12 protein-coding genes are annotated in these 13,779 nt (G+C 60.6%); 1 reads left to right on the forward strand and 11 read right to left on the reverse strand.

Features of this window, described 5'->3' with window-relative positions; genetic code table 11:
- Positions 1–31: 31 nt before the first annotated feature.
- The 6 genes from P3T23_RS24655 to P3T23_RS24680 all read right to left on the reverse strand — a co-directional run bounded on the left by P3T23_RS24655 (position 32) and on the right by P3T23_RS24680 (position 8,685).
- Positions 32–1,183: a porin gene (locus P3T23_RS24655; protein WP_429318736.1), complete on the reverse strand. Its 1,152-nt coding sequence runs from the start codon at positions 1,181–1,183 to the stop codon at positions 32–34.
- Positions 1,184–1,406: 223 nt separating this feature from the next.
- Entirely contained in the window at positions 1,407–3,056 is a 1,650-nt protein-coding gene (locus tag P3T23_RS24660; protein WP_429318737.1) for an FAD-dependent monooxygenase, read from the reverse strand.
- A 270-nt stretch (positions 3,057–3,326) separates the two neighbouring features.
- Positions 3,327–5,555, reverse strand: a complete 2,229-nt coding sequence (locus P3T23_RS24665) for a molybdopterin cofactor-binding domain-containing protein (protein WP_429318738.1) — start codon at positions 5,553–5,555, stop codon at positions 3,327–3,329.
- Positions 5,552–6,016 (reverse strand): (2Fe-2S)-binding protein, encoded by a 465-nt coding sequence (locus P3T23_RS24670; RefSeq protein WP_429318739.1) that lies wholly within the window; start codon positions 6,014–6,016, stop codon positions 5,552–5,554. The genes P3T23_RS24665 and P3T23_RS24670 overlap by 4 nt, the downstream gene beginning before the upstream one ends.
- A 141-nt stretch (positions 6,017–6,157) precedes the next feature.
- Entirely contained in the window at positions 6,158–7,528 is a 1,371-nt protein-coding gene (locus tag P3T23_RS24675) for an MFS transporter (protein ID WP_429318740.1), read from the reverse strand.
- Between the two features lie 185 nt (positions 7,529–7,713).
- Positions 7,714–8,685 carry an amidohydrolase family protein gene (locus tag P3T23_RS24680; protein ID WP_429318741.1) on the reverse strand — a complete coding sequence of 324 codons (972 nt, stop codon included), beginning with the start codon at positions 8,683–8,685 and terminating at the stop codon, positions 7,714–7,716.
- 239 nt (positions 8,686–8,924) lie between these two features.
- Between P3T23_RS24680 and P3T23_RS24685 the strand changes: the two genes are divergently transcribed.
- Positions 8,925–9,311 carry a MarR family winged helix-turn-helix transcriptional regulator gene (locus P3T23_RS24685; RefSeq protein WP_429318742.1) on the forward strand — a complete coding sequence of 129 codons (387 nt, stop codon included), beginning with the start codon at positions 8,925–8,927 and terminating at the stop codon, positions 9,309–9,311.
- 686 nt (positions 9,312–9,997) lie between these two features.
- On the opposite strand, the gene P3T23_RS24690 is transcribed toward P3T23_RS24685, so the two are convergent.
- From P3T23_RS24690 to P3T23_RS24710, 5 genes are all read right to left on the reverse strand, one after another.
- Entirely contained in the window at positions 9,998–10,879 is an 882-nt protein-coding gene (locus P3T23_RS24690; RefSeq protein ID WP_429318743.1) for a pirin family protein, read from the reverse strand.
- Between the two features lie 77 nt (positions 10,880–10,956).
- Entirely contained in the window at positions 10,957–11,199 is a 243-nt protein-coding gene (locus P3T23_RS24695; protein ID WP_429318744.1) for a hypothetical protein, read from the reverse strand.
- 5 nt (positions 11,200–11,204) lie between these two features.
- Positions 11,205–11,627, reverse strand: coding sequence for a DoxX family protein (locus tag P3T23_RS24700; protein WP_429318745.1), 423 nt, complete (start codon positions 11,625–11,627; stop codon positions 11,205–11,207).
- Positions 11,628–11,673: 46 nt separating this feature from the next.
- Complete coding sequence (locus P3T23_RS24705; protein WP_429318746.1) at positions 11,674–12,372, reverse strand: pirin family protein; 699 nt, start codon at positions 12,370–12,372, stop codon at positions 11,674–11,676.
- A gap of 350 nt (positions 12,373–12,722) precedes the next feature.
- Complete coding sequence (locus P3T23_RS24710) at positions 12,723–13,700, reverse strand: alpha/beta hydrolase (RefSeq protein WP_429318747.1); 978 nt, start codon at positions 13,698–13,700, stop codon at positions 12,723–12,725.
- Between the last annotated feature and the right edge of the window lie 79 nt (positions 13,701–13,779).

Consider the following 13,779-nt stretch of genomic DNA (forward strand, 5'->3'; position numbering starts at 1 on the left):
GACGCAGCGACATCAAGTGGCCACGGGCCATTTAGAACAGGTGGCGAATACCCACCATCGCGCCGGTTTGATCCACGCCTGGCAATGGCGTCGAAGCGGGCGGGACCACGCCACCGTCAATCGAGAACGCTGCGTTGCGCTGATTGAACACACGCCCTGCGTTGACGTACACCGAGGTGCGCTTGGACAGGAAGTACATCGCGCGCGCTGCGATCACGGAGCCTCCCGAGGCGCTGCTGCTCACAGTGATATGGCCGAACTGTGCGTCAAGAGCAATATCCGGAAGGGGAAAATAGGACCCACCGATCCACCAGTAGTTGCTGGTCGCGTCGAAAACGGTCGGCGTCTGCTCTCCGTGATTGATTCGATGGAGGAATCCCGCGCCGAAAGTCGAGTTGCCAAACTTCACGTAGCCATTGATGACGGCGCGCGTGTCGGTTTGCGAGCTAAGCGGCAGGGGCGAACCGGTGCCACCCCCACCGTAGTTGCGATCGATGGCCGCCGCTACGCCCCATTTCCCCGCGTCATATTTCAGCATGGCAGAGATTGCCTTGCAGGCCCGCCAGTCGGTCGGCGATTGGCCGGCACACCCTCCGGCCGGCGCACTATCCACCGCGTCACGTCCAAGCGAATACGTCACGCCTACGGTCAGCCCCGATGACGTGAAGGTATAGGCGATCGCATTGTCTACTCGCGGCTGCGTCAAGTAGGGGTCCAGATCGGCAGCGGCATAGATATTTGGCGCTAACGTGTCGCCCGTTAATACCGCCCAAAAGATTTGCGAATATTGCCGGCCAAGCGTCAAGGTCCCCCACTGCCCGGAAAGCCCGGCATAGGCCTGCCTGCCAAACAAACGCCCCCCTTGATTCAGCGTGCCCTGTGACGGGGCAAAACCCGACTCCAATACAAAAACCGCACTCAGACCACCACCCAGATCCTCTTTGCCACGGAGGCCCCACTGTGATGGCAGCGAGGACGTGAGAGACGGCATGTGCACTGAGCTGGATTTTTTAGGACCGACGTTCGTCACATATTCAACGCCGGTATCGATGACCCCATACAGGGTGACAGAGCTCTGCGCATGCGATGCGCTCGCCGCACATGCCGCAGCCGACAAGAGCGCCCACCAGAACACCTGGTGCCATGAGTGGCCACCTCTGACCCGATTCAACCGTGAACTCATTCGTCCGTCTCCAATGTTGTTGAAATCCCATAAGTTGCAGAGAGCTCGATAATTCCCGCTCTGACTGGATGCACAGGCGAGGCCTTCGTCATCGGTCACGTTCAAGGTCACGCTGTGCGTCCGGGTGAGAGACCCAACAAGGCGGCGACATATCTGCGCCGTCGCGCGTCGGACTTACCGCGTATGGGCTGACCGAATATCGATTCGATTCAGCCCGGTTCGGTCAGCGGTTGCTGACCGAATCCGATGCGTGGTTCATGTTGCTATGTCCGATCACCCTCGTGACGAGATCATCGACAGCCTGCGGGAGTCGGTCGCCGCGCCACGCGACATGCATGTCGGGCCGTACGAGGACAAGGTCGCGCTCATAGACGGCGCCCAGCGCGAAATCCGGGACCACGAGCACATCGAGCGGTGCGCCGTGCGCTTCGAAAGCGGCGAGAAGCGGGCTCGCATCGTGCCCACCGGCGACATCGATCAACGTGTAGCAGTCCGACCGTAGCCGGTCCTGGATGGCGCTTCCGTCGTTGAGCCACATATGGGGAAGCCGCGCGCCCGGCCAGGTGGTGGGAAGATAGACACGCAGATCGTGCTGCGGGCCGCCCGGCACATTGTCGATAATGGGCGAATCCACATAGCGATAGCCCAGCTCTGCGCCGATCATCTCGTTCGACTTGCGCTGCTGCACGTTCGCCACTTCGACAAGGTGAGCGCGAGCAGCCGCCCCTGCGGGCGTATCGTCTCCGACCTCAGGGCGCACCTCTGCCAACCAGGCCCGGTATCCTAGCGACGCATAGCGCGATGCGCCAACGACCCACTCGCCAATCTGACGCCGTTCAGCTTCGTAGGAGGCCAGCAACCCCGGTCCGCCCCACCCTTGCAGCGTGGCGGCCAACTTCCAGGCAAGATCGGTGGCATCGCCAATGCCGGTATTCATGCCGAGACCGCCCGTAGGAATCACGAGGTGCACTGCATCGCCCGCGAGAAACACCCTTCCCTCTCCATAGCGTTCGGCCAGCAACAGGTTCTGCCGCCATTCCGCGCAATACAGCATCTCGTAGGGCAGCGGAACGCCGATGATCCGTTCGAACATCCGTCGCATATCGTCATCGCTCTCGACGGCGGAATGGACCGTCCAGTGACGCGTCGAGTCCTGCATGATCATGAAGGTAGGAGGTCCGCCAGCTACCAGATAGTGCCGCCCCCGGCTCGGTCCGTTGCCTATCGGCAGTCGCCCGTACAGTTGCTCACAATAGAACAGGCCCTGCCTCAGCCGCGCAATGTCGCCCTCGCCCTGCAGACGGATGCCCAGTTGCTTACGTACGCGGCTCGCGCCACCGTCGCAGCCCACGAGGTAGGCTGACTTCAATGTTCTCCTCGCACCGTCGGCGTCATTGACCGCCACCAGAACGCCGTCTCCCTGCTCGGTGAATTCCAGAAACGTAGTACTCCGCATTACCGTGACCGCTGACAATTGCTCGGCCACGTCCAGAAGAAGCGGCTCCAGCGTGTACTGCGAAATGAGCTGATAGGGTTCGAGCGGCAGGCGGCCGGCGTGGTTCCCGCGCGTCAGCGCGCGAGCCTCCGCCACCGATGGATAGGGCAAGCGCAGGATCGGCGGCTCCACCATCGAGCGGATGATCTGGACGTCCATGGGGACGTCCTCGGGCATGCCGGCCGCCCGGATACGGTCCGCGAGGCCCAGCCGCCGAAAAATCTCCATGGTCCGTGCGTTGCAACGCTCCATTTTCGGCAGAAACTGGGGCTCCGCCTTTTGCTCGACAAGCACACACGCTATGCCGCGCCTGCCAAGATCGATCGCAAGTGTCAGTCCTACCGGTCCAGCTCCGACAATGATGACTTGAGTTTCCAAATGCAATCTCCCTCTTCTATCCCCTGCCTACCAGACGTAGCTCCGGAGCCGTGTCACAACCTGATTTCGCCTTGAGTCGTGTTTTCACGACGCGAGGCGCTCTCTGCCGTTCCGCGGCTGGTCTTCTTCGATTCTTTGAACGGTTCGCTTGACGCTGCTACCAGTCCCCGAGATGGCCGATCAATTGAGTTCTTATCTGCGGTGGAAGCTAACCGTGCATCTTTCACTCAATCGGACTGAACTCGCCCCTGATCGGGGGGCGAGCACACATCAGACGAGACGCTCGAGAACCCTGGCCGGCACCATAGGCAGATCGCGCATGCGGGCACCGCTTGCATGCGCCACCGCGTTCGCCAGCGCGGCTGCCGTCGGGCCGAGTGAGCATTCCCCTGCACCAAGCGAAGCCTCATCGGGAGGGTCCAGCAACACGACGTTGATCGGCGGCACCTCGGCGAAGGTCAGGATTGGGTAGTCTTGCCAACTACGCGTGGTGATTTCGGTGTGACTGAACATGACGCGCTCCTTGAGCGCCCAGCTCAGTGCCTGGACGATGCCACCCTCGATCTGGTTTTTCACACCGTCAGGATTGATCACGCGACCCACGTCAATGGCAGCATTCACCTTTGTCACACTGACCACGCCCGTGGAGCGGTCAACGTGCACGTCGACGACGATCGCCGCGTACGCCCCAATGTTTTTGTAACGTGCATACGCAAACCCGCGTCCGCGCTGCCCGTCGCCCTTCAACCCGACCTGCCATCCGGACTGGCCGGCCGCCTCCCGCACCACGGCAATCGCACGCGGATCACTGAGGTGCGCCAGGCGGAACGCGACCGGATCGGCATTTGCCGCGAGCGCAAGCTCGTCCATGAACGACTCGATCGCAAATACATTTCCGTAAGCGCCCAACGTGCGCAGCGAACTCGTGCGAATGGGTGCGTCCAGCAGCAGATGGTTGGTCACCCTCTTGCGCGCCAGATCGTAGAGCGGCACCGCATTGCGGTCGCCATTGCCGTATGGCTGTGGAATCGGTACGGGTGCCGACGGCTGAAAGGGCTTGGCGAGGTGCCAGGAGGCCAGCAGATTCACACCACCGGGTTGGCCCGGCCGCATTGCGTGCGAATTGCTCCATACTTCATAGTTCCAGTCGACAATGCGGCTTTCCCTGGAGAGGGCCGCCTTCACCCGCATCACCATTGCCGGACTGATCGGCGCCCATGCGAATTCGTCATCGCGCATCCACTGAACCTTGACCGGCCGTCCCGCCACCTCACGCGCAAGCAGCGCCGCGTCCAGCGCCACATCATCGGCGCCATTGTGGCCGTAGCACCCTGCACCCGGCACGTGCACCACGTCGACCGCGTTCATGGGCATTTCAAGCACCGTAGCGAGATTGCCGCGCAGTGGAAACGCACCCTGCGTGTGGGACCAGACGGTCATGTGTCCGTCCTTGAGCTGCGCAACGGAACACGAAGGCCCAATTGACGCGTGAGAAAGGTAGGGGCGAGAGTAGGTCGCCTCCAGTTGCGTCGCGCTATCGGGTACGGGCGTATCCTGTCCCGATTCGCCGATCACGGCATCTGCACTTCGCCAGCGCAGCAATGCAGGCTGGAGATGGTCCACGTCCGGCAACGCGACATAGTCCGCGCTCCACTGCGCCGCCTCCTGCAACGCACGGCGCGCAGCTATCGCCTGCTCTTCGCGCTCGGCGACAACACCGAGGAAGTTGCCATTGCGAACAACGGCAACTACACCCGCGAGCGCCCTGACAGATGCGTCGTCGAGCGAAACCAGCTGCGCGCCATACCTCGGAGGCCGCACGATACGGCCGAAAAGCGTGCCCGGCAGACGCATATCCTGAACGAATGCCGCGCCGCCGGTGAACTTTGCCGGAAAATCGATGCGCGGCACTGACTTGCCGACCAGCTTGTATTCCGACGGACGCTTTGGCGTGACGTCCGCCGTCACCTCGCGCGCGAGAAGTTCCCGTTCGTCCCGCGCGATCTCCGCGTACGTCATTCGACGGCCGTCGGCGGTCAGCACGACACCGTTCTCGACGCGCAGATCCGCCGCCGACACGTTGAATCGCCGGCACGCCACGCCAAGCAGGACCGCCCTCGCCTGGGCTGCGGCGGCGCGTAACGCCGCCCCGCCTTGCTCGACCGATTGGCTGCCGAAGGTATAGTTCTCGTTCGGGCTGCGGGCCGTATCCGCAGACATCATCCGCACGCGATCCAGATCCACATCGAGTTCGTCCGCAGCGATCTGTAAGAGCGCGGTGAGAATACCCTGCCCCAGCTCAGCCTTTCCCGTGAAGATCGTGACCGTGCCCTCCTCGTCGACTCGAATCCAACCGTCAAGCCTGCGATTGGCACGAAGATCAACCGGGAGGTCGGGCTCGCTCCACGCAAACTCAGAGAATGGCGCAAGCGAGAACGTCGCGATTACCGCCCCAGCCAGCTTGCCAAACGCGCGTCGAGAAAGTCTGATGGTGTTCATCCGCGCAACTCCTGCGCTGCGCGCTGAATCGCCCGGACGATTCGGTTGTGCGCACCGCACCGGCATTTCTGGCCGGCCAACTCGCGCCGTATGGTCGCCGGGTCCGGATCGGGAATTCGCTCCAGCAGCGCTTTCGCGGCCATCAACATCCCGCTCGAGCAATAGCCGCACTGTGCGGCCTGCTCGGCGAGGAAGGCCCTCTCCAACGCATGAAACCGTTCGCTGTGGCCCAAGCCTTCGATAGTGGTCACCCGGGCCGTGCCTACCGCGCCAACCGGAAAAACACACGAGCGCGTCGCATCATTGTCGACCATGACCGTGCATGCGCCACACTGCGCCTCTCCACAGCCGAACTTTGGACCGTTTAACTGGAGATCGTTGCGCAGCACGTAGAGCAAAGGGGTATCAGCTGCTGCGGTCAGCAGGTGTCGCTTGCCATTCACCACGATCGAAATGCCCATGTCGTATTCCTTGACTACTCATCCCTGTTACCAATCTTCCGCGGATCAGTCCGGCGCAGAGAACACCACCACGAAATCTCTTTTACATTAGCAATGCTAATTTAATGATAGAGCGTTTCCCTCTGGCTTTTCCTGAACCCGCTAACACCTGGCGCAATCGATCCGATTTCTCCTCGACGCGTGGCTGAGGAAAACAATCATCAGACACGATGCTAATGCGGGCACCGCAGCCGCGACAAACAACGCGGTATTCGACCATTGCAGCTTGATCAGTTGGCCGGCCACGACAGGACCGATGATTGAACCCGCCCGGCCGATTCCCAGGCTCCAGCCGACCCCGGTGGCCCGCAGCGAGGTTGGATAGAGCGTCGCGGTCAATGCGTTGACTGCCGGCTGCCCACCCACAATGCAGATTCCACTAATCAGCACGACTGCATAGCGCAATCCTGTTGATAGATCGGGAAGACCGACGGACGCCACCGAAAATGTCGCCACCAGAAAGCTGAGCGTCAGGACACGATAGAAGCCGAAGCGGTCCATTAACGGGCCCATCAGCAGCGCACCCACAGTACCGCCGATCTGCAACGAGGTACCGATGAGCACAGCCGTCGACACCTCGTGGCCCACTCGCAATGAAAGCAACGGAAGCCAGTTCGACAGGAAAAACAGATCGAGCAGGTTCGCGAAGTTGATACCCCATAACAACAGCGTAATCGTGCCGCGGCCATGGCGAAAGAGCTCGCCAACCGAGGCCGCCGTCTGCGGCTGCCCGTGAACGGCGAAGCGGGTTCCCGGCCCGACCTGGACGTTCGGCGCGATCCGCCCAAGCCACCGAACAATCTTTTCCGGGCTGCGCTGTTTGAGCACCATCAGTTGGAGCGATTCTGGCAAATACCTGGCCATCGCGACGGCAATGACCAGCGGCAAGATGCCCCCAACGAGGAACACTGACCTCCAGCCCATCGACGGGAGCAGGGCTGCGCAGAGAAGCCCTCCAGCGATTGCCCCACCCGTGAAGCCACACGAGACCCATGTCATCAGCGACGCGCGATGTTTCTGCGGACTGTACTCGCTGACGAGTGCGATAGCGTTACCCATCACGCCACCGATACCGAAACCGGTCAGGAAACGAATGACAAGAAATTGCGGCACGCTCTGAACCAGGGTGGTAACGAGCATGCATAGCCCGTAGAAGACGGTCGCGCCGACCAGCACCGGCCTGCGCCCCGCGCGATCGGCCATGGCGCCGAGAACGATGGAGCCCGCGAGCATCCCCAGCAATCCGGCGCCGAAAACGGGGCCGAGTTCAGCCGGGCTGATGCCCCACGTCCGAACGATCGCTGGTGCGACGAAACCCATTGTCTGCACGTCGAACCCATCCATCACCACCGAGCAACCGATCATTACCATGATCCATTTCTGGAAGGTACTCAGTGGCTGGCTATCGATCAGTACGCCAATATCGACGATCGAATGCGCCTCTTCCACTCGCTGCGCAGTATCGGGGGTCAATTTTTCACCTCGCTCCGTTTGAGCATGAAATCACGCGCCAATGGGTCGTTTCTGCCTTCTCAACATGGCCGCCGCGCGCCGCGGATCTCTGCCCGTTTGCAGCGAACCCGGCGCAACACCTTTCTAGAATGGTGTCCGCTGGCGCCGATTCCGTCACTGACATCCTGTTTCTCCTGTTGCCCGTATCATTCAAGACCGAACAGACGCTGTGCGTTTTCCCGTCCAATCTTCACGCGATCGGTTTCGCTGATCGAGCATGTGTCGAACCACTGAGACGCCTCGTCATGCGTTTCAAACGGGTAGTCGACTGAATACATGATCCGATCACTGCCAACCTCCAGCATCGCGGACTGAAGCGTCTGCGTTCTGAAATTCCCGCTCGTCGTGAGGTAGACGTTCTCCCGGAGATATTCGCCCACGCTGCGCTTGCACGGCAGTCCGCGTGGCGCCTTTTTGAGAATGTGGTCGATGCGCCAGACGTTGTACGGGATGCCCTCGCCGAGATGGCCAAGAATCATCTGCAACCCGGGATTGCGGTCGAACAGACCCGACGTCATCAGTCTCAGTGCGTGAATACTCGTTTCAACAGCGAACGCCCAGGTCGCGGCGGTCAGCCACGGAAAACCGTCGTAGATCGGTTCACGGGACGGCAACGGATCCCGAGGATGCATATAGAAGGGCTTGCCGAGCGCCGCCGCGCTCGCCCAGAAATCGGCGTACTGCGGGGCGTCGTAGTACACGACATTTTCCGCGTCGCCCACCTGGGAAAAGCCATTCACCATGAAGCCATGGAAGCCCAACTCCTTCACGCAGCGCTCGAGCTCAAGTGCCGCGGCTTCGGGGTCCTGCATCGGCAATGCGGCGAATCCTCCCAGGCGAGACGGATGACGGGCGACATGCTCGGCGAGGACATCATTGGCCCGCCTTGCAACATCGACTGCTTCCTGAATGTCCGGAATACCCTGAATGCCAGGCGAGTTGAGCGACAAGATTGAATACGCGGTTCCGCCCTGCTCCATCCGCTCGAGTCGCTGCCGCTCGATATCCATCAGATTCGACTTCAGCATCTCCCAAACATGGGCAGGTGCGTAACCTTTCGATTGCTCGATAGTCAGGTCGATCGCAAAGTGCTCTTCGAGCGCTATCTTGTTTCTCATTAATCTTCTCCGGTTCAGCGTATGACGCCTTGCTTACGTCAGGAAGGGGCGGACCATCCGAGGTCGCCCGGTTGGCATTTACTTGATTTTTCAATTATCTTTCCGGTGGAGTATAGTTGAATTTTCAAACATTAGCACCCACGTAAACCCTCAACCTTCCGACGACCATGAAGACACCCAAGCGACCGCAAGAACTCGAACAGGCGATTCCCTTCCTGTTGACACGTGCCGGCAGCAGGATGGGAAACGCGTTCGCGAAGGCACTAAAACCGTTTGGCCTGAACCTCAGCGAGTGGCGAGTCTGCGCCTCGCTGCTTTACGTACCGCACCAGACCTTGTCGGAACTGTCTCTGCACGCGACGTCGGATATTTCCGCGCTGTCCAGGATCATTGACCGTCTTGAGAGTCAAGAGCTGGTCAAGCGCGAGAGGAGCGCGACGGATGGACGGTCGATCAGGATTGCCCTCACGAGAAAGGGGGAGGATCTTGCTCTGCGCATCGTCCCCATCGGAAAGCGACATGAGTCGGTGGTCCTTTCCGGTTTCACGGCAAACGACGTTCAGGCACTTCGCTCCATGCTGCTCAAGTTGTACGAGAACGCAGGGGCGCTTGAGGACCTGCCTTAGCGGGTGGGCAAACGCCGCCTGATGATCGCGTCGCTCCGTTACCTCGAAACGTTCGTGAAACTGGAGTGCTTGTGGAGGGTATTGAAACCGGGCGCGAGGCGTTACTCGCCCTTGAATCAGGGGCAGATTTTGCGCAGGGCTATTATTTCGCGCGTCCAGCCTTCAGGCGAGTCGATCAATCGAGTGTCAGAAGTTCTGTGGAAGCCCCATGGAACAGTTACCACTCTCGAGCGATAGCTCAATGTCGTTTCGAGGCGAGTCTGTTGTCGATTTTCATGAAAGGACTCCAGGCAGCGGCGTTGCGCTACGCGACTGATGCCGGAACAGTTACTGACTCAATCTTCCTGGCAGTTCTGAGGGCAGACGGTATTGTTCGCTGCCGCATTGCGGATACGCTGGGAGACAAGGTCAGGAACGCAACTGCCCCCTGCGGCGCCTCCATTCACCACTGGCTCTTCCGGTCCTTCCACAGAAAGGGTTCGGTGTCTTCTGAAACATAGTCGGGATCGAGATAGACGGCGACGCGTTCGATGAGGCCGCGGCGGATCTCAAACACGTTGCCGGTGCGCCGCGGTCGAGCCTGTCGAAATAAGCGATGGCAACATCAGCCGGTGAAAGAATCGCGCTGCCTGCCATGACTTGCCCCTTCCAAAAGATAATTACGGTTTGGCAAAAGAGCTACACCGTCAACTATTTCGAGCCGTGGAGACGCGACGCTGCGCGGCCAGATCGCGACCGATGCGGCGGATCTCCGACTCGCCCTGCACAAGCGCATCTTTGCTCGTGTGCACCGAGTAGTTGCCTAGCACCAGTGGATAGGGATGCTTGACAGCGGAGCCGATGACGAATGACGTCGTGTCTTCGGCTTGCAGCTCGATGGGCGCCCCGTCGGACTCCTCGAACACGGCGAGTTGCCCTGCCTCGATCGGCTCGGACGCGTTCAGGCGGCCCTTATCGATCGCCAGCCACGAGACGTTGTGCCCGGCAGGCGGCACATATCGCCACGTATCTCCAGCGCTCAGCTGAACATGGAAGTAATTGATGCCTTCAGGCGCGCGGATATCGCTCGCCGCAGATCCATGGCGACCGAGAATTACGCGGACTGGCCCATCCCGTTGGACCTTGGCTGGCGAAATGTACTGGCTTTCCGGCGGCGAATTCTCCAGCGAGGGCGGAAGGGCGACCCAGAGTTGAAAGAGGCGTACGGGTTCGCCAGGCAATACGTTTCCGTCATGCCAGACACCATTGCCGGCCTTCATCCATTCGAGGCCGCCGGCTGGAAGTTCGCCATTCTTGCCGGTCGTGTCTGCATAGGAGATTCCGCCACTCAGCACGGTTGTGAGTGTTGCGATGCCCGAGTGCGGGTGCATCCCGAACATCGGCTTGCCGGTCGGCGCGACCACGGCGTGATCGAGGAACACAAAAGGCTTGATCAATTCTCCGATATCGGAGGGGCTGGCCAGACGGGTAATGCCGCCGTGCGCACTGCCGCCGGTGCGAAAAGCGATCCGGCGCGGCGCCAGCATTGTTTCCTGAATCGGGGTGAGTACGGCTGTGTCGATGTTCATGGTTCTACCTCAAGAAAACGCGATACCCGTCAAGGTAAGAGCTTGCACCCCATCTTAAAAGCCTATATTTTTAGACCCTACGTATCGACCGGAGCGATGGATATGCTCGACGGCGTTACACTGGACCAGCTTCGGACCTTCATCGCGGCGCTCGATGATCTGGCACGCGCGCCGCCGGCGCGCTGCCCGTAGATCAGAGCGTCATACTCCACGAACGTAGCTTGCGGGTACACGCAATCACGAGCAGTGGAACCATCAGAACCGATCGGCGATCGCCAGACCTTCATTCCGCCGTCGACCACGATATCGACGCCCGTCATCTTTCTCAGCTCGCGCTCAGGGATGCCGTAGGCGAACCCGCCCGACCGGAGCGTGCGTCCAGACTGAACGCGCCGGCACCGAACCAGGTGATCTGCAGAAGGCCACCGGCCATCATCACGTTCTTGAGAAAGTGAATCATCTGGTTTTGATCTGCGAAGTTGTGATGAAAGAACATTGCAGTGACCACGCAGAACACCGCCATCGCCAACGACACGGCGCGAGCCCTGTAGCCCGACAGCAACAGCAGGCCGCCGCCCAGCTCGGTCAGCACGGCAACCACGAACGCGAGTGGCGGCACGGGCAGACCCATGGCCGCAATATAGCCAACCGTTGCGGCATACGCCCCGAGCTTGCCCAGCCCGCTCATGACAAACGGTGCCCCGATCAGAATGCGACCCAACAGCGGAAGAAATTTGAAACGTTCCATGACGATCTCCTGAGATAAATTGCGCAGGTGGAGTACAAAAAAGGAATTAGCCGGCGTCCACCATCACCAGCTCGGAATCTTCGAGGGCGGAAATCTGCGCCGCGGCGACTTTCGTGATCGCCACGCCGTCTAGCGGCCCAACGGGCTCGCCATTCACTTCGATGCGTCCCGAGGCCACGACGAGATAGGCATGACGCACCGGGTCCAACTCGTGTCGGACGCTTTCACCGGCCTTTAGCATTGCGCCAAGCACACGCGCATCGGCGCGAACAGGAAGCGCACCTTCATCGCCGGCGAACCCGCTGGCAAGGACTACGAAGCGCCCTGACCGGTTGCTTTTGGGAAACGGCCCGGTATCCCACGCGGGTTGACCACCGGCTTCACGAGGCAGCAGCCAGATCTGGTAAAGCTTGAGCGGCACCTCGCCCTTGTTGAACTCGGCGTGGCGTATGCCCGTGCCGGCGCTCATGACCTGAACATCGCCTGCGTGGATCGTTCCCTCGGATCCCAGGGTATCTCGATGCCCGAGCAGGCCCTGGCGCACATAGGTGATGATCTCCATGTCACGGTGCCCGTGCATGGGGAAACCGCTGCCAACCGCGATCTCATCGTCGTTCCAGACAATCAGGGGACCCAAGGCCCCGTGCGCGGGATTGCCGTCGGCGTTGACCACAAAATGGTGTTTCGCGCGCAGCCAGCCGAGGTCCGCCCTGTCCAATGATTCCCAACGCCTGTGTGTGAGCATGTCCGTCTCCGTTTCCCGCCACCGCAAATGCGACGCCTGTCACCTGTGCAACCGACGGAATTCGGTGCTGGTGCAGGCGGCGAGAAGAATGCTAAATTCGCAACGAATCCGTGCATAGATCCTGCGTTGGAACGCATCATTGCCGCCAATAGAACGATCAGAAGGAAATGAAGGCGGCCCATGAACGCAATCACTGAGCTCAGTGAGCTTCGGTTCTTCGCAGAGGTGGTCGAGCATGGAAGCGATACGGCGGCCGGGCGCAGCCTCGGCCTGGGGACGTCGAAACGTTGAGGGGACGCGTGACATCATGGGTGCATCAGCCCGCGTCGAGCACATCCTTCGCTGTGGTTTCAGCGCGAAGTATGCGGGCCGGCGCCTGCCAGCAGCTTCTCAGTGAGAAACATGCCGATGGCATCCAGCGCTTGTGTCGACGCCTTCAACCTTCCGATACTGCCGGCGAATCCATGCGGCATCCCCATCCAGACGTCAAGCCGGGCATCGGTTCCAGCGGCAATAGCACGCTCGACATAGCCGCGCGAATCATCGAGCAATACTTCGTCGTCTCCGACGTGAATGCGGACGGGGGGCAACCCGGAAAGTCGCGCGTGGAGCGGCGAAGCGAGCGGAAGTTTCGGGTCGGCGGTACCCAAATAGGAACGCACCAGTTCCGCCACCTGCGGGCGGGTGAAATAGGGATCGGCATCCGCGCGCGTCACATACGTCTCGCCCGAGAGCGTCAAATCAGTCACCGGCGATAGTGCGGCCACGCCAACAAGAGCCGCCTTCGCGGAGACGGCGTCGCCGGAGACGCGTGCGGCAAGTACCAGTGCGAGATTGCCTCCGGCAGAGTCTCCCGTGACTGCAATCCGGCGAATTCCTCTTTCCTCCAGCCCGCGGTAACACGCCAGCACATCGTCGACGGCCGCAGGAAAAGGATGTTCGGGAGCAAGCCGATAGTCCGGGATAAATGCGCTCGCTCCCGCCCTGGCGGCGATATGCCCGACAAGGTGGCGGAATGCTTTGGCAGTTCCCAGGTTGAACCATCCGGCGTGCAGATGGAGGATCGCCTCGTTAGATCGACAATGCGCAGGATGAACCCAGAGCCCCGGGATACCGCCAACCGTGCCGGATTCGAAGGTCACGTCATCGCGTGGCAAAACGCGCTCCATCATGGCATCGAATGGCTCGCGTGCTTCGATCCCCCTCAATACGCCTTTCATGGAACTCGCCATGGCTCGCGTGGCGGTGATGATCACCCCATCTTCCGGGTCAAGCGGATGGGTTACGACGAAATCTCCCAACGGACCTTCAGTCATCGGACGTTGCATGGTCAGCTCTTTCGAATTGATCGGTTGTCAGTGGCACCGGTCCTCGGCCAATGTCGAACGAACGACGGTCTGTATCCTG

Origin of the sequence: Paraburkholderia sp. GAS448 (genome assembly GCF_050435685.1) — a bacterium.
In the GTDB taxonomy this organism is placed as follows: domain Bacteria; phylum Pseudomonadota; class Gammaproteobacteria; order Burkholderiales; family Burkholderiaceae; genus Paraburkholderia.

Excerpts from the sequence above, each read along its gene's own strand:
- P3T23_RS24655 (WP_429318736.1), bottom strand. The coding sequence starts at position 1,183 with ATGAGTTCACGGTTGAATCGGGTCAGAGGTGGCCACTCATGGCACCAG.
- P3T23_RS24665 (WP_429318738.1), bottom strand. The coding sequence starts at position 5,555 with ATGAACACCATCAGACTTTCTCGACGCGCGTTTGGCAAGCTGGCTGGG.
- P3T23_RS24670 (WP_429318739.1), bottom strand. The coding sequence starts at position 6,016 with ATGGGCATTTCGATCGTGGTGAATGGCAAGCGACACCTGCTGACCGCA.
- P3T23_RS24680 (WP_429318741.1), bottom strand. The coding sequence starts at position 8,685 with ATGAGAAACAAGATAGCGCTCGAAGAGCACTTTGCGATCGACCTGACT.
- P3T23_RS24685 (WP_429318742.1), top strand. The coding sequence starts at position 8,925 with ATGGGAAACGCGTTCGCGAAGGCACTAAAACCGTTTGGCCTGAACCTC.
- P3T23_RS24690 (WP_429318743.1), bottom strand. The coding sequence starts at position 10,879 with ATGAACATCGACACAGCCGTACTCACCCCGATTCAGGAAACAATGCTG.
- P3T23_RS24695 (WP_429318744.1), bottom strand. The coding sequence starts at position 11,199 with ATGACGGGCGTCGATATCGTGGTCGACGGCGGAATGAAGGTCTGGCGA.
- P3T23_RS24700 (WP_429318745.1), bottom strand. The coding sequence starts at position 11,627 with ATGGAACGTTTCAAATTTCTTCCGCTGTTGGGTCGCATTCTGATCGGG.
- P3T23_RS24705 (WP_429318746.1), bottom strand. The coding sequence starts at position 12,372 with ATGCTCACACACAGGCGTTGGGAATCATTGGACAGGGCGGACCTCGGC.
- P3T23_RS24710 (WP_429318747.1), bottom strand. The coding sequence starts at position 13,700 with ATGCAACGTCCGATGACTGAAGGTCCGTTGGGAGATTTCGTCGTAACC.